Source organism: Paenibacillus sp. FSL M7-1455 (assembly GCF_038004655.1).
Classification (GTDB): domain Bacteria; phylum Bacillota; class Bacilli; order Paenibacillales; family Paenibacillaceae; genus Paenibacillus_AQ; species Paenibacillus_AQ cookii.
On record NZ_JBBORO010000001.1, the window covers coordinates 3,960,396 to 3,978,648 of the forward strand.

Consider the following 18,253-nt stretch of genomic DNA (forward strand, 5'->3'; position numbering starts at 1 on the left):
AGTCCGATAAAGCGTCGGCCGCAAACCCGCGCCACGACAACATTTTTGGAAAACAGCGTATTTTTGAAAATAAGAAACGAGTCCCGGGCGGGACCGCGGGTCCCAATTCGTCTTTGAAATGGATAATAACGGAAATAACTGGTATGACTATCCGGTTATTTTTGGGGATGCCGAAACGGCGTTTTCGCTTCTTTTTGACTAGGAAAACATGAGGGGTTGAAGTTGAAATGTAATGAAAGCGAAGAAGATTTTTGCAAATAATTCCGGTTGAAAAGCGCATAATTCTCCGTTATTGTTATAAAATAAGAACATGTGTTCCTGTGTAGTCCCAAAGGATAAGGAGCGAGTCCCATGAACGAGTCCAAAAAACGCGTCATTATGCTGGCCGACTGCCAGTCCTTTTACGCAAGTGTCGAAAAAGCGGCCCATCCCGAATACAAAAACAAGCCTTTGGTCGTATCCGGGGACCCGGCCCGCAGGTCCGGCATTATCCTTGCCGCCTGCCCGCTTGCCAAGAAATACGGCGTCACGACCGCCGAGCGGCTCGGGGACGCGCTTCGAAAATGCCCGGATCTCGTCGTCGTTCGCCCGCGCATGGCGGAATATATCCGCGTTTCCCTGCACATTACGGAGATTTATCAATCTTTTACCGATCTGGTGGAGCCGTACAGCATCGATGAACAGCATTTGGACGTGACCGGCAGCCTCCGGCTGTTCGGCAGCCCCGAGCAGATTGCCCAGCGGATCCAAAACCAGGTGATGCAGGAAACCGGGGTGTACGTACGGGTCGGCATCAGCGATTGCAAGGTGCTCAGCAAAATGGCCTGCGATCTGTTCGCCAAAAAGAACCCGGGAGGCATCTTCACGCTGAAGCGCGAGGAACTGCCCGAAACGCTGTGGCCCAAACCGGTGCACGAAATGTTCATGGTCGGTTCGCGGATGACCCGCCATTTGTACAAAATGGGCATCCATACGATCGGGGATCTGGCCCAAACGCCTTTGCCCCGGCTTACGAAACGTTGGGGCGTCAACGGCGAAGTGCTGTGGCGCATCGCGCGCGGCATGGATTCTTCCCCGGTCACGCCCCACAGCCAGCTGCAGCAGCAAAAGGGCGTCGGCCATCAAATGACGCTTCCGCGCGATTACGCGGACTGGAAAGAGCTTCGGGTGGTGCTGCTCGAGTTATGCGAAGCGGTCGGCCGGCGCTGCCGGGAAAAGGGGCTGATGGGTTTTGTCGTCAGCGTGGGCTGTCAAGGGGCGGACTTTGACCGTCCCACCGGTTTTTCAAGGCAGATGAAGCTTTCGGACCCGACGAACATTACCGACGAAATTTACGATGCCGCCTGCCTGCTGTTCCAGCGCCATTGGAACGGCCTTCCCGTCCGCAAAATCGGGATCTCTTTAACCGATCTTCGCCCGGACTCCCTGATCCAGCTGACGCTGTTCGGAGACCGGGACCGGAAGCGGAATTTGGAACGCGCGACGGACGGGATCAAAAGCAGGTTCGGCGAAACCGCGATCCTCCGCGCCTCCTCGCTTCAAGCGGCCGGCCAGGCGCAGGATCGCTCGCTTCGGATTGGAGGACATTACAAATGAGCAAAAAACTTCAAGGCAACGGGTTATTCGAGTCGTCCCGGATGATGCTGCCGGAACACCGGGAAGCGTATATCCGGCACCAGCAGCGGCTCGTGCGCCGGACGCCCCCGCTGATCGACCCGCAGGCCGCCGAGGAAATGGCCGCGGTGTTGACGGGGGCGTTATACGGCGGCTCACGCGTGACGATTACGCTTTTTGGCGATCCGCAAGATATCCGGCTTACGGGCCGGGTGCTTCGGATCGATCCCGTCCGGCGGCAAATCCGGATAAAAGAACACGAAGACGATTACCCCCAATGGATTCCTTTGGACCAAATCATCGGTGCGGTGGCGGAATCGGACGTGTAGCGGTAAACTAAAGGAAAGGTATGCCGGCCCCCCCTTCCTCTGCTTTCGGCAGCACCGAAGGGGGCCGGCGTTAATGAGGAGAGATGCCCTATGTGCGGACGATTTACGCTGGTCGTATCGCTGGAGGAGCTGCTGCTCAGATATGAGCTCGATCCCGGATATGCCGTGGCTTACCACCGGCCGCAGTATAATATTGCGCCGACGCAAATGGTTTTATCCATTATCCATGACGGGACCCGCCTTCGGCTCGGCGAGCTGAAATGGGGTTTGGTCCCGTCCTGGGCCAAAGATCCCGGGATAGGAAGCCGGATGATCAATGCCCGCGGCGAAACGCTGTTGGACAAGCCCGCTTATCGCATCCCTTTTGAGCGAAAGAGATGCCTGATTCCGGCCGACGGCTTTTACGAGTGGCAGAAAACGGCCGGCGGCAAACAGCCTTACCGGATCAAGCTCAAAAGCAGCGACTTGTTCAGCATGGCCGGACTATACGATATTTGGGTGCAGGAGGATGGAACGAAAATCGCGACCTGTACCATCATCACGACGAAACCCAACGAGCTGATGGAGCCGATTCACGACCGGATGCCCGTCATTTTACGGCAGGAAGACGAGCTGCGCTGGGTGCAAAGGGGGGCGGCCGATCCGAGGGAGCTTCAGCAGCTGCTCGTGCCGTATCCGGCGGACGAAATGGAAGCCTATCCCGTCAGCACGGCCGTTAATTCGGTCAAAAACGATTCGCCGCTCTGCATCGAAAAAAGCTCGTGACGCGGAGATCGCGAAGTTGCCCCATTTACAGGGCCGCCAAATCAAAAGACCGTCCCTCAGCCTTGGAGAAAGGCTGCCGCAGACGGTCTTTTGGTTTTGGTTGCTATGACGCCGATTTATTCGACGATGATTTTGCCGACCATGTTGTCATGGCCCGCGCCGCACATCACGGAGCAGTGGAATTCGTGTTCCCCCGGTTTATCGGCCGTAAATTCGGCGGAGCCGTCCTTTTGCAGGTTGACTTTAAAGTCGGGAATTTCCAGGCCGTGCGCGCCTTCTTTATTGACGAGCGTAATTTTCACTTTGTCTCCCTTTTTGACCCGGATTTCCGCAGGCTCAAATTGGAAGTTGGTTGCCGTCACTTTAATGTCCTGAGCTCCCCCTGCTGCGCCTCCCGTTGTTCCTCCCGCGGTACCTGCGTTGTTGTTGCCCGCGGTGTTGTTATTCGTTTTGCTGCCGCAGGCGCTGAGCGCAAAAACGAGCAACAGGGTAAGTCCCAATGTCATCCATTTCTTCATGCCTTTGACCTCCTGGGTATAAATGATGATGAATCGAACACGGATTGCTAATGCATCATGTCAGTCAGGCTTCTTCGCATGCGCGAATGTCGAAATCCTGAACAACGGCTGCCTTCCACGTCATTATTTTTGACCGCGGCAGGACCAACTATGCAAACAAAAAGACCTATGAGGAAAATACCAGCACTCGGTATCCCCTTATAGGCCTTTTTTGGCGTTGCGACTCCCATCAACGGAACATGCCCCAAAGCTTGATCAAATGGAAGGTGTTATTCGGATCAATCCGCTGCGCCAGCACAAACCGTATGATTTGCTGCTCTTCAGCAGAAGATAAAGGTTCCTTAAGTATTCCCGACGCCGATTTCACAAGACGCTGAACCTTTGCCGGATCCTGCAGGTCAAACTTGCTGACGCCTTCCAGAATGCCTTTGATCCGCTCTTTGGTCGCCGGATTTTTCATTTTTTGCTTGACTCTTGCCACTAATGCAGGACTGATTCCATACTGCTGATAACCCAAAACATTGGCACCTCCCGTCAAATTCCAATTCAACTAAGTATATGACGGGGGGCCAGTCCCATGTGCCTAATCTACCAAATCTCCCTGAAATATCTGTTCCTGCTGCAGATAGTCCCGGAGTCCGGCATACGCCGGGGACGTCCAAAACTCGCTGTCCGCCACGAGCCGGGACGCATCGTCCCGCGCTTTTTCGAGCACCGCGAAGTCGCTGACCATGTCGGCAAGCCGGAATTCCGGCAAACCGCTTTGCTTCGTTCCGAAAAAATCGCCCGGGCCTCTCAGGTCCAAATCCCGGCGCGACACCTCAAAACCGTCGTCCGTTTCCGTCATGACGTTCATCCGTTCCTGCCCGACTTCGGACTTCGGATCGGCAATCAGGATGCAGTAAGAGGCATGCTGACCGCGGCCGACTCTGCCGCGCAGCTGGTGAAGCTGGGACAGGCCGAAACGGTCGGCGTCCATAATGACCATCAGCGTGGCATTGGGCACGTCCACCCCTACTTCCACGACCGTCGTGGAGACCAGCAGCTGAACTTCGTTTGCGTTAAAGGACCGCATCACTTCTTCTTTTTCGGCCGGCGTCATCCGGCCGTGAAGCAAACCGACTCGGGTATTCGGGAATGCCTGCTGCATTTGGATATGCAGGTCGATCGCGTTTTGCACATCCAATTTTTCGGACTCCTCGATCAAAGGGCAAATGAGATAGGCCTGCCGGCCTTGGTCTATTTCCTTGGAAATAAACTTAAGCACGCGGTCCATCATGTCATGTTTCACCCAGTAGGTGGTGATCGGAATCCGGCCTTTAGGACGCTCCGATAACGTCGAAACGTCCATGTCGCCGAAAGCGGTAATCGCCAGCGTCCGCGGAATCGGCGTGGCGGTCATCGTCAGCACGTCGGGGTTGTAGCCTTTTCGCCGCAAAATGCTGCGCTGATTGACCCCGAACCGGTGCTGTTCATCCGTGACGACCAGGCCAAGCTGACGAAAAAACACATCCTCCTGGATCAGCGCATGCGTGCCCACCACGATATCGGTCATGCCCATTTGCAGCGAAGCCAGCAGATCTTTGCGCTTGCGTCCGGTCACGCTGCCGGTCAGGAGCCCTACCGTAATGCCAAACGGTTCAAACAGCTTTTGCAGGGAACGCATATGCTGCTCGGCCAAGATTTCGGTCGGCACCATCAGCGCACCTTGAAACCCGGAACGGACCGCCCCGTATAAAGCGATCGCGGCAATGACGGTTTTGCCCGAACCGACGTCGCCCTGCAGCAGCCGATTCATGCAGTACGGGGAACGCATATCCTGCAAAATCTCCAGCTCCACCTTCTTCTGCGCGTCCGTCAGTTCAAACGGCAGGCTCCGCACGAACTCGCGCATCGTTTTATTGTCCACGGTATGCACGATGCCGTCCATCCTGCGCCGGTTCAGCGCCCGGTAAGCATGCATTTTCAGTTGGAACAAAAACAACTCCTCGTAAACCATGCGTTCCCGGCCCTGCTGCCCTTCCCGCGAATCCTGCGGTTGATGGATCGTGGCGATCGCCCTTTTTCGCAGCATAAAATCGTATTTTTGCATGATGGCAGGAGGAAGGATTTCCGGAATCATGTCCCCGTATTGGGTTAACGCTTGTCCGATCGTTTTGCGCATCCACGCTTGCGTGATCTTCCCGCCGACCGAATAGACCGGCTGCAGCGTTCCGCTGCGCCAGGCCCCTTGATCCGGAAATTCCGATTCCGACACGGTAAGCTGCATGCGCTTCTGGTCCCATTTGCCCACAAGCACGATTTCCCGTCCGCTCGTCAGCTGGTCGCGCAAAAAATGCCGGTTGAACCAAACGGCGGTAAACATCCACTGCTCGGCCATCACTTTGCACGTTAGCCTCGATTTCCGCCCGTAGCGCTGCAGCACCGGAACGCCCATAATTTTGGCTTGAATGGTGATTTTGTCGCCGTCCTTCACTTCGCTGAGCGAGCGCAGGCGGTAATCCTCGTAACGAAAAGGATAATATTCAAGCAAATCTTTTACCGTAAAGATGCCAAAGGCGTGAAGCTCTCCTTCTTTGAGAGCACTCACGCCGCGCACCTGACGGATTGAAATTTGATCCAAACTAAGACTCATTTCCCATCCCTCATTTTAATTCGGCCAGATAAACACGGCCAGCGTTCCGGGACCGACATGGGTGCCGACAACCGGACCAATATTGGTCAGCACGACCTCACCGAGGTTGTAATGCCGCGACAGTTCCTCAAGCACCGGATCGGCCGAAGCCGGGTCCGCCGTATGGCCTACGGCCACGTTAATGTTTCGGATCCCGCCCAAATCTGCCTGAAAACGTTCGATCATGCGGGATATCGCTTTTTTGCGGCCCCTGACCTTTTCCACCGCATAAATGATTCCTTCTTCATCGATGGAGAGAATCGGTTTGATGTTCAGCAGGTTGCCGATGACGGCAGCCGCTTTGCCGATCCGCCCGCCCTTTTGCAAATATTCGAGCGTATCGACGAGAAAATACAGCTTGCGCTGCCGGCGAACCTGTTCCACCGCATCCAGAATCTCCGCCGCGGTTTTCCCTTCGGCGGCAAGCCGGGCCGCATGAACGACAAGAAGCCCGAAGCCGTAAGAAGCCGATTTGGAATCCACGACATGAATGGAAGGCGGATCATCGAGCATCGACTTGGCCAGCAGCGCCGACTGGTACGTCCCGCTGAGCCCTGACGAAATGTGAAAAGAAATGATCGGGCTGTCCGGAAACATGTTCATCAAATTTTGGTAAGCTTCGATATAATCGGCGGGAGAAGCCTGCGATGTCGTAGGCAGCTGCTCCGATTGCACAAGCCTTTTATAAAACACTTCGGCCGAAATGTCGACGCCGTCCTCAAAAGTTTCCTCGCCGAACATAAGGCGAAGCGGAACGACGTGAATGTCGTATTTATTGACCAGTTCCTCCGGTATGTCAGCGGTGCTGTCCGTCACAATGACCGGATGAGCCATGCGTGTGGCCTCCTTTAGAGGTTTATTCTAAACCTAACCTGTGTAAAAAGTAATTAGGGCTCGACGGAGAAAAGATAATAATACACCGGCTGTCCGCCTTGATGAACCTCGACCTCCGCGTCCGGATAATTCTCGCCGATCCAGTCCGCAAGCTCCGCGGTCAGGCTGGAATCCGTTTGTTCTCCCGCGAGTACCGTCACGATTTCGTCGCCGTTGATCAGCATTTTGGACAAAAGCTCCTGGCATGCGGCCAAAATGCTGTCGGCAGCCGTTACGATCTTCGAGTTCTCGATGCCGATGTATTGCCCGGCCTTGATGTTGATGTCGTCGATTGCGGTATCGCGCACCGCATGGGTGACCTGCCCGGATTTGACCCGCGCGATCGCATCCATCATGCTGCCGGTGTTCGTATCCGAAGTTTCTTCTTCGGAAAACGCAAACGCGGCCGAAATTCCCTGCGGAATGCTCTTGCTCGGAATGACCGTGACGCTGCGCTCGTTCTCAAGCAGCTCCCGTGCCTGTTCCGCGGCAAGCACGATATTGGAATTGTTCGGCAAAATATAAACATGCTGCGCCGAAATCGAGCGGATCGCTTTGACGAAATCCTCCGTGCTCGGGTTCATCGTTTGTCCGCCGGACAACACGACATCGACGCCGAGGCTCTTGAAAATATCGGCGATGCCTTGGCCCGAAGCGACGGCGATGAAGCCGTAAGGCGCCAGTTCATCGGCCGGAGGCGTCGCAGGTGCCTGCTCGCGCGAATGTTCGACAGGATCGGCCGGCAAGCCGGCGAACAACTCGGGCATAGGCGCAATATCGAGGCCCGTCGTCAACAGATCCCGGTGCTGCTCGCGCATATTCAAAATATGGATTTGCGTAATTTCACCGTAACGAAGCGCCAAATTCAGCACGTCGCCCGGCGCTTTGGAATGGACATGAACCTTGATCAGTTCGTCGTCCGCAATAATAATGATGGAATCCCCATTTATTGACAACGCTTTCCGGAATTCATCCTCGTCGAATGATGCCGCTTGGCCGCCAAGCTGACGGTTGATGAAAAACTCCATATCGTACAAATATTCGATGTCTTCGGTTTCGATTTTGGATTGGGCCAGTTCCGGCCGTTCCGCGAACGCGTGCGCCGCGGAGTTCAAAACCGCCGATGCCGCCTCCGGCTTCGCAGCCGCCGGTGCTTGTCTTGCGATCGCGGCGCCCGCAAACTCGGCATTCCCCTGGATTCCCTTCAGGTAACGGAGGAAGCCTTCATAAATATATACAAGGCCTTGTCCCCCCGAATCCACGACGCCGACCTGCTTCAGTACAGGCAGCATCTCCGGCGTCTGGGATAACGTCTCCTGCGCCTTGAGAAGCACCTGCTCCATCAGCTCGGTAACGTCATTCGTCCGCCGCGCGCAAAATACGGCATGTTTGGCAGCCTCCTTGGCAACGGTCAAAATCGTGCCTTCCACAGGCTTCACGACGGCTTTATACGCAGCGTCCACGCCCGTTTGCAGGGCCGCTGCAAACTGCATTGCATTCAGTTCATCGTAAGGCGCGGCATAGCGGCCAAACCCCCGGAAAAGCTGGGATGTGATAACGCCGGAGTTTCCGCGCGCACCCATCAGCAGTCCTTTGGACAAAACCCCCGCACTGTGTCCGATCGAGTCGGAATGATTTCTTTTTAACTCAGTCACACCTGCGCTCATCGTCAGATTCATGTTCGTTCCCGTGTCGCCGTCCGGCACCGGAAATACATTAAGAGAATTGACATGCTCTGCATGCTGCTGCAGCTGCTCCGCTCCGGCCAATACCATTGCGGTAAAATCTGTCCCATTCAAAGAACGCTTACTCAATGATAAATCCCCTTCCTAGCTTGATCCCTAGCTAATGGCGTCCTTATACATACGTCGTATCCGCGTTTTCGTTTCGCCAATTTCGTTCATGATTTTACAAAATTCCCGATGATGCATATATAATGAAGCGTCCCATATTAAACCATTATGGGCTATTCATCATTGTACTATAAGAGACGCCAGAAATAAATGTTTTGACTGGCGGTTGACGAAGCATTTTTTGCTGTGATATGATATACAAGTATTGTTTTATGCAGGTGTTTGGAACAAGGAGGTGTAATCTATGTCTCGCAAATGTTATGTGACTGGCAAGAAGCCAGGAAGCGGTAACCATGTATCTCACGCTAACAACCGTAACCGTCGTTCTTGGGGCGTGAACGTGCAAAAGGTTCGTATTCTTGTTGACGGCAAACCTAAGCGCGTTTATGTGAGCACTCGTGCGCTCAAATCCGGTAAAGTTACCCGCGTGTAATTCGTCGTCGTACTTACGTCATGAAAGTCGCGCCCTGCGCGGGGGTTTTTCTTGCGAATACAGAATCGTCACATGCTGCCCAGCTTGAGGCCCTGCATTCTGTATTCTTAAGAAAACGTCTTTTTACCGAAGACGAACCGCTTATAGGAGGCGGAATCTATGACTTTAGACAAGCCTCCGGACGATTTACACTTTCTTAGACCTTAAGAATAGCATATAAGCAAAAAGCACCTTGTTTAACAGCAGGTGCTTTTTTAATGCCTTTGGCCCTATTCGGTGTGAATCATGCCGCCTTGCGTCAGAGGTTTTTTTGCATCAGCGGCATACCATAAGGAGTCTTCAGCTTTTATGAAATGTGTTTAAAAGAGCTTTTACGAATCCTCCCAAAAACTTTGGCAGCTTAAACGTATAAAATTTCATATTCCACCCTCCCCATATTCTCATGTTTATCGCGTATGGTATGCCTTTAGCGCGTTCACTGCAGAAACGAACAAAAAAAAGGTTACATGAGAACCCTGCTCATGTAACCAATGTATGCACCAAAAGCATGACCTATGACACAGGCAGACATGTGAAACCGCCCAGATCCGTTTACCCCTTTTGCGCGCTGGTACGGATGGCCCGAATGGCGGCCTCGCGGTCCTTTTTGCCGTAAACGGCGCTGCCCGCGACCAACACGTCCGCGCCGGCCTCCGCAACCAGAGGCGCCGTTTCGCTCGTAATGCCGCCGTCGACCTCGATATGGACGTCAAAACGCGAAGCTTCGTTCAGCCATTGGCGAATCTGGCGGATTTTATGGACCGTGCGCGGAATGAAGGCTTGTCCTCCGAAACCCGGGTTAACCGTCATGACAAGCACCAGGTCCACGTCCTCCAGCACTTCCTGGATGGCCGAAGCCGGGGTGGCCGGGTTGATGGCAACCCCGGCTTTGATTCCGTGTTCTTTGATCATATGGATGACCCGATGCAAATGGGTGCAAGCCTCGGCATGAACGGTAATTACGTCTGCGCCGGCTTTGACGAAATCAGCGATGTATGCCTCCGGACGCTCGATCATTAAATGAACGTCGAGAGGCAGGCTCGTATGCGGCTTGATGGCGCTGACGATGGCCGGCCCGAGCGTGATGTTCGGAACGAAATGCCCGTCCATGACATCCACGTGGATCCAGTCCGCTCCTCCCGCTTCCGCAGCCGCTACCTCCGGCCCCAACCGGGCAAAATCTGCTGACAATATCGATGGCGCTATTTTAATCATTTCCGTTAATACCTCCGCTTTTTATCTTTCATTTCCGTTAAAAACTGCACATAATGCTCATAGCGGCTCGCTGCAATGTGGCCGTTTTCAACAGCCTCCCGGACTTTGCAGCCCGGCTCGTGAGTATGGCTGCAGCCGCGAAATTTGCATCCCTCGGCCAAAGAGGCAAACTCCCTAAAACAGGTCGAGAGCTCCTCGACGCCAAGCTCCAAAAAGTCCAGCTGGCTAAAGCCCGGCGTATCCGCCACAAAGCCGCCGCCTGGAAGCTCGATCAGCTCCACATGGCGGGTCGTATGTTTCCCCCGTCCAAGCTTCATGCTGATGGCGCTCGTTTCCAGCTCGAGTCCGGGAACGAGCCGGTTCAGCAAAGACGATTTGCCTACTCCCGACTGCCCCGAAAACACGCTGATTTGCCCCTTCAATCGTTCCGTCAGCAGTTCCGTTCCCAGCCCTAAGCGTGAGCTCGATACGATGACTTGATATCCGATATTTTCGTACAGCGATTGGACCAAAGCGACCGGATCCTCCCCTTTCGCTTCGGCCAGAAGATCCTGTTTGGTCAAGCAGATGACCGTATCAAGACCGGCGTGCTCGATATGAACCAGAAACTTGTCCAGCAGCTGGAGATTCAAATCCGGCTCGCGCACCGAAAATACCAGAACAGCCAAATCCACGTTGGCGACCGGGGGACGGATCAGCTCGGAGCGGCGCGGCAAAATTTCATCCACCACGCCTTCTCTGTTTTCCGTATGGGAATACCGGATATGGTCCCCTACCAGCGGGGTCACGCCCTTTTTCTTAAAAATGCCGCGCGCCCTGCATTGGATCGCATCCCCGCCTCCCGAAGCCGCCATTCCGTTTTCGAGTGGTTTGACATAATAATATCCGCTTAACGCCTTCACGATAACTCCTTCAGGCATACATGAAAGGCCTCACTTTCTCCGTAAGGACCGCCGCTGAGGGCGGCCTTAATGGTTTTGTTGATAAATTACGTTTTCGTTTTTCTTTTTATTGCCCTTGCCCGGGTTGCCGTGCTTCCAGCCCGGAGGCGTCATCCCGGTCGTTTCGTCCCCGCCTTTGTTTTCATCCGCGGGATCCTCCGGAATCTCCTGTTCATCCCCGGCATTGTTCGGAAGCACGATATCGATATCAGGAACCGTTCCGTTCTTCACATCCGTGTAATACACGGTGTAGGTGTCGAATAGCTGGCCGTTGCGGACGACCCTGACGGTAGCGTCTTTGGACGGCCCGACCACCACCTCGACCGGGAATACCTGCATCGAGTTGATGTTTTTGGTTCCCCATTCTTTCGTTTCCCCGTTGGTGGAAGCATCCGCGTATTCGATGCGGATCTTGGTATTTTTGCCTTCCTCCTCAGGAAGGACAGGAACGTTATAGGTGTATTTGATCGCGTCGGCCGGATACCCCGAGCTTACGGTAATCTGGATATCTTTCGCATCCGGATCGACTTGGGTGCCCGGATCGTACGGCCACTGCGCGATCACCGTGCCTTTCGGCACCGTGTAGCTTGCTTCCTGCTGGATGTTCGGGTCCAGCTTGAGTCCGGCTTTTTCCAGCATTTGCGCCGCTTTATCCTGCGTTTTGCCGATCAGGTCCGGCATCGGCACCTGCTTCGGTCCTTTGCTGACCGTCAGGGCGACATGATCTTTATCGGGATCGACTTCGGCGTTTGCACCCGGCACCTGGGAAATGACGGTGCCCGCCGGCTTATCGCTGTTTTCCTCATTGGTGTCGATGTTATCCTCTTTAAATCCTTGATCGATCAGTTTCTTTATCGCGTCATCAACCGGTAACGTCTTGAGGTCAGGCATCTTTTTCAAAGGTTTGGCGCTTCCGACCGAAAGCTGAACGAGCGACCCTTTTTTGACCTCGGTCCCTTCACTCCGGCTCTGATTATATACGATGCCTTCGCGAACATCCGGCTTATACGCGCGGATGATGTTTGGATCGACTTCTAGCCCGCGATCGTTGAGCATTTTGCGGGCATCCGCCTCCGTTTGGCCAATGACTTTCGGGACGATCACATTAGGTACGACCAACTTATGATTCACGTATAATACGACGGCCGTCATGGCTAGCAGAAGCAACAGCGTCAAGCTGATCCAAAGGATCGGCTTTTTTGATTTTTTCCGTTTGCCGGCCGGGTCGGAGGGCTCATGACGCTCCTCCCGGTCTTCGGAAGGAAGCTGCCTCGACCTCACCGGGGTCGGACCGATATGCTGCGGTTTGATCGCCGGAATGACGCGGGTGCGATCCTCGTCGTCCACGTCCGAAAAATCGAGTTTTTCCTCGTTCCTGCGCTCCGGGGAGAGGCAGGTATCCAGGTCATGCAGCATTTCCTTGGCGCTTTGGTACCGCTCCTGCGGATTTTTGCGCATCGATTTGAGAATGATGTTTTCGACGCTTTGCGGAATGAGAGGATTCACGTCGCGCGGCTCCTCGAACTCCTCCTGCAAATGCTTAAGCGCCACGCTGATCGGGCTTTCTCCCAGAAACGGAAGCCGGGCCGTCAGCATTTGATAGAGTACGATGCCTAAAGAGTATAAATCCGATTTCTCTCCCGTCGTCACGCCCTTGGCATGCTCCGGAGAGAAATAATGCACGGAACCGACGACCGAACCGGTTTGGGTGATCGTCGTCGACGTGACCGCCCGGGCGATCCCGAAATCCGTCACTTTGACCCTGCCGTTTCGGCCGATCAGGATGTTATGCGGTTTGATGTCCCGGTGAATGATCTGGTTCTGGTGGGCATGATCCAGCGCATCGCAAATTTGGGACGCAATCCGGACGGCCTCTTCCACCTGCAAAGGCGCGCGTTCCTTGATGATTTCGTTGAGATTATGGCCTTCGACGTATTCCATGACAATGTAATGGATTTCGTTTTCCTGCCCCACGTCGTAAATGCTGACCACGTTAGGATGGGACAAGGAAGCGGCCGACTGCGCCTCGCGGCGGAACCGGCGGATAAACTCCTCATCGTGCACAAACTGCTGGCGCAGCACCTTGACGGCAACGTTGCGGCCCAATAGCAAATCATGGGCTTTGTAGACCAGGGCCATCCCGCCGCCGCCGATACGTTCAATAATTTCATAACGGCCGCCCAATTCGTGTCCGATCATGAATCCCACTCCTTTATGCTTTGCCCGGAGACTTCATCTTGTTGAAGTTCAAACAGGGCGACGGTAATGTTGTCATCGCCTCCGGCGAGAAGTGCCAGCTGCAGGAGACGGTCCGCCCGTTCTTCCAGCGAAACGTTCTGCATGCCTGAAATTTGGGCGATATGTTCGCCGCTTACCAGGCTGCTGAGCCCGTCGCTGCACAGAAGGAGCACCTCTCCGGCAGACAGCGTGACAGGATACAGATCGACGGACACCTCGGGATCGGTGCCCAAAGCGCGCATGATGACGTTGCGGCGCGGATGGGTTTTCATTTCCTCAAGGCTGATCTGGCCGCTTTTATACAGTTCATTGACAAGCGTATGGTCTTCCGTAATCTGAATGGCTTCGCCATTTACAATTTTGTAGGCTCTGCTGTCGCCGATATGCCCGATGACGCCGGAACGCTCCTGGAGCAGCAGCACCTCGACGGTCGTGCCCATATTGTGATATTTTTCATTTTTGGCTGCTTCATTGTAAATGACGTCGTTGGCATGCAGGATCGCGTCGCTGACGGCCGCGCTCAAACCTTCTTCAGACATCCCTTTTTCCAGCGTCGACAAATCCTCCGCAATCGTGTCGACGGCAAGGCGGCTGGCCGTGTCTCCGGCCTGATGCCCGCCCATCCCGTCGGCGACGATGCCGATCGTATACCCTTGCGAAAGGTGGCCAATCCAGACCGAGTCCTCGTTTACCGATCGGACGCGGCCTATGTTACTGGCATGAACTGTTTTAATCAAGTTTCACTCACCTCAACTCCATATGCTTCGCACGCAGTTGTCCGCATGCAGCCGCGATATCGTGGCCTTGCTCCCGTCTGATCGTTACATTGACCCCGTTTTCCGCGAGTACTCTTTGAAACTTGAAAATGTCGTTGCGCGAGGTACGGACGTACTTGCGTTCAGGCACGTGGTTGACCGGAATCAGGTTCACGTGGCACAGCATGTCCTTCAGCACGCTCGCCAGCTCGGCCGCATGCTCCGGCTGGTCGTTGACGCCGCCGATCAGGGCGTATTCGAACGTGATGCGGCGGCCGGTTTTCGCGAGGTAATACCGCAGCGCCTCCATGACGTCCTCGAAAGGATACCGGCGGTTGACCGGCATCAGCTTGGAGCGCAGCATGTCGTTCGGGGCATGGATGGAAATGGCCAGATTGATCTGGGTATCCTCATTCGCAAACTTGTAAATGTTCGGCACGATGCCGCTCGTCGACACCGTAATATGGCGCTGGCCGATGTTCAGCCCTTTTTCGTGGATCATGATCCGAAGGAACTTCATCGTGGCCTCGTAGTTTTCGAACGGCTCCCCGGAGCCCATAATGACGATGCTGCTGACGCGTTCGCCTTTTTCGTCCAGTATTTTTTGGGCCTGAACCACCTGGGCGACGATTTCGCCGGCCGTCAGGTTCCGCTTGAGACCGCCCAAGGTCGAAGCGCAAAACGTGCAGCCGATGCGGCAGCCGACCTGGGTCGTCACGCAAATGCTGTTGCCGTAGTTATGCTTCATGATGACCGTCTCGATCGCATGGTCGTCGTGGAGGCCGAACAGGAACTTGACCGTTCCATCTTTGGACTCCAGCTTGGTAATCTCCTTGAGCGTCACGAATTCGAACTGATCCTCCAGCTTCGCGCGAAGCTCCTTGGACAAATTGGTCATTTCCTGAAAGTTATTCACCCTTTTCACGTAAAGCCAATCAAAAATCTGGCCGGCGCGAAACGCGGGTTCGCCGTTTTCCTTGGCCCATTCCTGGAGGTCGTCCAGGTTCAAATCGTATATAAAAGGCTTCATTTCACCACACCTGTCTTTATCATTCATATGCATATTGTTTCTCATTCTTCCTATTTTAACACAAATAAAAGTAGCGGTAAAAGAGAAACCCGCCAAGCTTAGGCCGAGCGGGATCAATAGGCTGTACCATCTCTTTATACCTTGCGATTTTACAGTTTAAAAGAATCTCCGGATTCTCGCGATATAAAAACCGTCGCTGCCGTAATCCTGAGGCATGATCTGCACGCCAGCCCCTTCGGCGTCCGAATGCAGCTTGCCCCAAGTCCCGCCGGAATCCTCCGGCAGCCCGAACCCCGGATGGGTGTCCAAAAAATGGCGGACCACTTGTTCGTTTTCTTCCCGTCCGATCGTGCAGGTGCTGTATACCATGATGCCTCCGACGCGCAGCAGGGAGGAAACCGAATCTAGCAGCTTCCGCTGCAGGGCGGCGATTTCGCCGATGTCGTCCGGGGTTTTGGTCCACTTCAAATCGGGCTTGCGCCGGATGACGCCAAGTCCCGAGCAAGGGGCATCAAGCAAAATCCGGTCGAAGGAATCCGCGGGATAACGCCGGGCGAGCTCGAGCGCATCGCCCGTCACCGCCTGGATGCTTCCTAAACCGAGCCTTTCCGCCTGGGCTTCGATCAGCTTCCGCTTATGCTCATGCAGCTCGTTGGCCACGATTTCGCCCCGGTCCTTCATCAGCTCGGCCATATGGGCCGTTTTTCCGCCCGGAGCGGCGCAGCAATCGAGCACCCGCATCCCCGGTTCGGGAGCGACGGCGCCGGCGACCAGCATCGAACTTTCGTCCTGGATCGAAATTTGGCCGTCCCGGTACCAGTCCGTCAGGGCCATGTTGCCGCCGCCGTAGACCAGGATGCCTTCCGGGGAAAGGGCCGATGGAGCGGCTTTTACGCCCGCTTGTTCCAGCTCGGCCAGCATGCCTTCGCGGCTGATCATGGTCGTGTTCACCCGCACGCTTACCGCGGGCGGTTCGTTGTTCGCGCGGCATATGGCTTCGGCGGCGCCTTCCCCGTATTCGTCGATCCAACGTTCCACCAGCCAAAGCGGATGGGAATGCTCAAGCGCAATGCGCTCCGCCGGCGGCAGGCCGCTTGGCAGGACCAGCTCGTCTTTGCTGCGCAGGACGCTGCGAAGCACCCCGTTCACCATGCCGGATATTCCTTGATGTCCCCGGCGCTTGGCCAGATTGACCGCCTCGTTTACGGCGGCGTGGGGAGGAATGCGGTCCAGGTACATCAGCTGGTACAAGCTCAGCCGGAGCAAATTCCGGACCCACGGCTGCAGCTTCTGGATGCCTTTCGTGACGAACCGTTCCAAAAAATAGTCCAGCGTATTCAGACGGGAAATCGTCCCGTAGACCAGCTCCGTCGCCAGCCCTGCATCCTCGCGCGGCAAAGAAGCCCGCTGCAGGGCCGAATTCAGCTGCAAATTGCTGTAGGCTTTGTTTTCTTCGACCCGCGTCAGCACATCAAGGGCAACCTCCCGCGCCGAAGCGGCGGGCTTGCCCTGACGTTTTCCTGCACTCACGTCAACACCGTCCCCGGCGCCATCGTTTTGCCGCGCGCGAATTCTGCGGCATCCATCTGCTTTTTGCCGCTTGGCTGCACCCGCGTCAGCCACAGGGAGCCATCTCCGGTTTTAACCTCGATTCCCTGCTCGGCAAGCTGCAGCACCGTTCCCGGAGCGGCGTCCTTCGACGCCTTGTCGGCCTTCCGGGAAGCCCACACCTTAAACACCTCGCCGTTCCACAAGGCAAAGCCGCCGGAAAAAGGCACCAGCCCGCGGATTTGGTTGTATATATCGCGCGTGGAGGCGCTCCAATCGATTTTTTCGTCTTCGCGTTTCAAGTTCGGCGCGTACGTCGCGAGACTCTCGTCCTGCTTTTCGGCTTCGACGCGGCCGTTTGCCAGCCGCGGCATTTGTTCTTTGAGCAGCTCCGCGCCCGCAAGGCTGAGCTTCTCGAACAACGTGCCGGACGTGTCCTCCTCGTCGATCGCCACTTTGACCTGGGCAATCATGTCCCCGGTATCGAGGCCTTCGGCCATATACATCAGCGTGATTCCCGTTTCGGTTTCGCCGTTGATGATGCAGCGCTGGATCGGAGCCCCTCCCCGGTATTTGGGAAGAAGCGATCCGTGCACGTTCACGCAGCCGTTCGCCGGAAGATCCAGCACGCTTTTCGGAAGGATTTGGCCGTAGGCGGCCGTAACGATCAAATCCGGCTTGTAGGCCGCAAGCTCCGCGACCGCTTCGGGGCTGCGCATGCGCTGAGGCTGCAGCACGGGAATGCCGTGTTCCAAAGCGACTTCCTTGACCGGCGTAGGCGTCAGCACTTTTTTGCGCCCCTGGGGCCGATCCGGCTGGGTGACCACGGCAACGACGTTGTATCCCTCGCTAAGCAGCATTCGCAGGCTGGGAACGGCAAAAGCCGGCGTCCCCATGAATACGATATTCATGAAGCATTACTCCCTTCCGGAACGTTCAGGCACGTATTCGTACACTTTTTCGGCGATGTCCGTAAACAAAACGCCATCCAGATGGTCGATCTCATGCTGGAAGCAGCGGGATAAAAGCCCCGTGCCCGTAATCGTGATTTCGTTGCCGTTTTCGTCCAGCCCTTTGACCGTCACCTTCTCGGCGCGGCGAACGTCGCCGTTGTAGCCCGGAATGCTCAGGCAGCCCTCCGGTCCGAATTGCTCGCCTTCCTTTTCGACGATGACCGGATTGACCATCTTGATCAAGCCGTGTTCGTCGCCCACGTCCACGACGATCAGGCGTTTCAGAATGCCCACCTGCGGCGCCGCAAGGCCTACGCCTTCCGCGTCGTACATCGTATCAGCCATATCGTTTAATAGTTTTTTTACGTTCGGGGTGATCTCTTTTACTTCTTTTGCCGTTTTATGGAGCACGGCATCGGGTTCTTTTACGATAATGCGGATTGCCATGATGACACCTTCCTTATGCTTATTCATG

Annotated in this window: 18 protein-coding genes; 4 read left to right on the forward strand and 14 right to left on the reverse strand. The window is 55.2% G+C overall.

What is annotated here, in order from left to right; translation table 11 throughout:
- The first annotated feature begins 351 nt into the window (after positions 1-351).
- The 3 genes from NYE48_RS18305 to NYE48_RS18315 all read left to right on the forward strand — a co-directional run bounded on the left by NYE48_RS18305 (position 352) and on the right by NYE48_RS18315 (position 2,708).
- The gene (locus NYE48_RS18305) at positions 352-1,596 is read left to right on the forward strand and encodes a DNA polymerase IV (RefSeq protein ID WP_036707707.1); all 1,245 of its coding nucleotides are present in this window, start codon (positions 352-354) and stop codon (positions 1,594-1,596) included.
- Positions 1,593-1,943 carry a YolD-like family protein gene (locus tag NYE48_RS18310; RefSeq protein WP_212947023.1) on the forward strand — a complete coding sequence of 117 codons (351 nt, stop codon included), beginning with the start codon at positions 1,593-1,595 and terminating at the stop codon, positions 1,941-1,943. Before NYE48_RS18305 ends, NYE48_RS18310 begins: the two co-directional genes overlap by 4 nt.
- A gap of 90 nt (positions 1,944-2,033) precedes the next feature.
- Positions 2,034-2,708 carry an SOS response-associated peptidase gene (locus NYE48_RS18315; protein WP_340999644.1) on the forward strand — a complete coding sequence of 225 codons (675 nt, stop codon included), beginning with the start codon at positions 2,034-2,036 and terminating at the stop codon, positions 2,706-2,708.
- A gap of 116 nt (positions 2,709-2,824) precedes the next feature.
- Here the strand turns inward: NYE48_RS18315 and NYE48_RS18320 are convergent, their stop codons facing one another.
- The 5 genes from NYE48_RS18320 to NYE48_RS18340 all read right to left on the reverse strand — a co-directional run bounded on the left by NYE48_RS18320 (position 2,825) and on the right by NYE48_RS18340 (position 8,587).
- The gene (locus tag NYE48_RS18320) at positions 2,825-3,226 is read right to left on the reverse strand and encodes a cupredoxin domain-containing protein (protein ID WP_212947027.1); all 402 of its coding nucleotides are present in this window, start codon (positions 3,224-3,226) and stop codon (positions 2,825-2,827) included.
- A gap of 229 nt (positions 3,227-3,455) precedes the next feature.
- On the reverse strand, positions 3,456-3,743 hold the full coding sequence (locus tag NYE48_RS18325) for a stage VI sporulation protein F (protein ID WP_036707702.1): 288 nt from the start codon (positions 3,741-3,743) through the stop codon (positions 3,456-3,458).
- A 66-nt stretch (positions 3,744-3,809) separates the two neighbouring features.
- Positions 3,810-5,861: an ATP-dependent DNA helicase RecG gene (gene recG, locus NYE48_RS18330; protein WP_340999645.1), complete on the reverse strand. Its 2,052-nt coding sequence runs from the start codon at positions 5,859-5,861 to the stop codon at positions 3,810-3,812.
- A 15-nt stretch (positions 5,862-5,876) separates the two neighbouring features.
- Positions 5,877-6,734, reverse strand: a complete 858-nt coding sequence (locus NYE48_RS18335) for a DegV family protein (RefSeq protein ID WP_036707699.1) — start codon at positions 6,732-6,734, stop codon at positions 5,877-5,879.
- 53 nt (positions 6,735-6,787) lie between these two features.
- Positions 6,788-8,587, reverse strand: coding sequence for a DAK2 domain-containing protein (locus tag NYE48_RS18340; protein WP_340999646.1), 1,800 nt, complete (start codon positions 8,585-8,587; stop codon positions 6,788-6,790).
- Between the two features lie 283 nt (positions 8,588-8,870).
- Between NYE48_RS18340 and rpmB the strand changes: the two genes are divergently transcribed.
- On the forward strand, positions 8,871-9,059 hold the full coding sequence (gene rpmB / locus NYE48_RS18345) for a 50S ribosomal protein L28 (protein WP_081992147.1): 189 nt from the start codon (positions 8,871-8,873) through the stop codon (positions 9,057-9,059).
- A gap of 339 nt (positions 9,060-9,398) precedes the next feature.
- Here the strand turns inward: rpmB and spoVM are convergent, their stop codons facing one another.
- From spoVM to def, 9 genes are all read right to left on the reverse strand, one after another.
- Positions 9,399-9,479 (reverse strand): stage V sporulation protein SpoVM, encoded by an 81-nt coding sequence (gene spoVM, locus NYE48_RS18350; RefSeq protein ID WP_036707696.1) that lies wholly within the window; start codon positions 9,477-9,479, stop codon positions 9,399-9,401.
- Between the two features lie 171 nt (positions 9,480-9,650).
- Complete coding sequence (gene rpe / locus NYE48_RS18355; protein ID WP_340999647.1) at positions 9,651-10,313, reverse strand: ribulose-phosphate 3-epimerase; 663 nt, start codon at positions 10,311-10,313, stop codon at positions 9,651-9,653.
- Between the two features lie 5 nt (positions 10,314-10,318).
- Complete coding sequence (gene rsgA / locus NYE48_RS18360) at positions 10,319-11,233, reverse strand: ribosome small subunit-dependent GTPase A (RefSeq protein WP_340999648.1); 915 nt, start codon at positions 11,231-11,233, stop codon at positions 10,319-10,321.
- A gap of 48 nt (positions 11,234-11,281) precedes the next feature.
- Positions 11,282-13,453, reverse strand: a complete 2,172-nt coding sequence (gene pknB, locus NYE48_RS18365) for a Stk1 family PASTA domain-containing Ser/Thr kinase (RefSeq protein ID WP_340999649.1) — start codon at positions 13,451-13,453, stop codon at positions 11,282-11,284.
- Entirely contained in the window at positions 13,450-14,229 is a 780-nt protein-coding gene (locus NYE48_RS18370; RefSeq protein WP_340999650.1) for a Stp1/IreP family PP2C-type Ser/Thr phosphatase, read from the reverse strand. The genes pknB and NYE48_RS18370 overlap by 4 nt, the downstream gene beginning before the upstream one ends.
- A gap of 7 nt (positions 14,230-14,236) precedes the next feature.
- Positions 14,237-15,277 carry a 23S rRNA (adenine(2503)-C(2))-methyltransferase RlmN gene (gene rlmN, locus NYE48_RS18375; protein WP_036707690.1) on the reverse strand — a complete coding sequence of 347 codons (1,041 nt, stop codon included), beginning with the start codon at positions 15,275-15,277 and terminating at the stop codon, positions 14,237-14,239.
- Between the two features lie 156 nt (positions 15,278-15,433).
- Positions 15,434-16,807: a 16S rRNA (cytosine(967)-C(5))-methyltransferase RsmB gene (gene rsmB / locus NYE48_RS18380; RefSeq protein WP_340999651.1), complete on the reverse strand. Its 1,374-nt coding sequence runs from the start codon at positions 16,805-16,807 to the stop codon at positions 15,434-15,436.
- Positions 16,804-17,736: a methionyl-tRNA formyltransferase gene (gene fmt / locus NYE48_RS18385; protein ID WP_340999652.1), complete on the reverse strand. Its 933-nt coding sequence runs from the start codon at positions 17,734-17,736 to the stop codon at positions 16,804-16,806. The genes rsmB and fmt overlap by 4 nt, the downstream gene beginning before the upstream one ends.
- Before the next feature lie 6 nt (positions 17,737-17,742).
- Positions 17,743-18,225 carry a peptide deformylase gene (gene def / locus NYE48_RS18390; protein ID WP_339324180.1) on the reverse strand — a complete coding sequence of 161 codons (483 nt, stop codon included), beginning with the start codon at positions 18,223-18,225 and terminating at the stop codon, positions 17,743-17,745.
- Positions 18,226-18,253 lie beyond the last annotated feature (28 nt).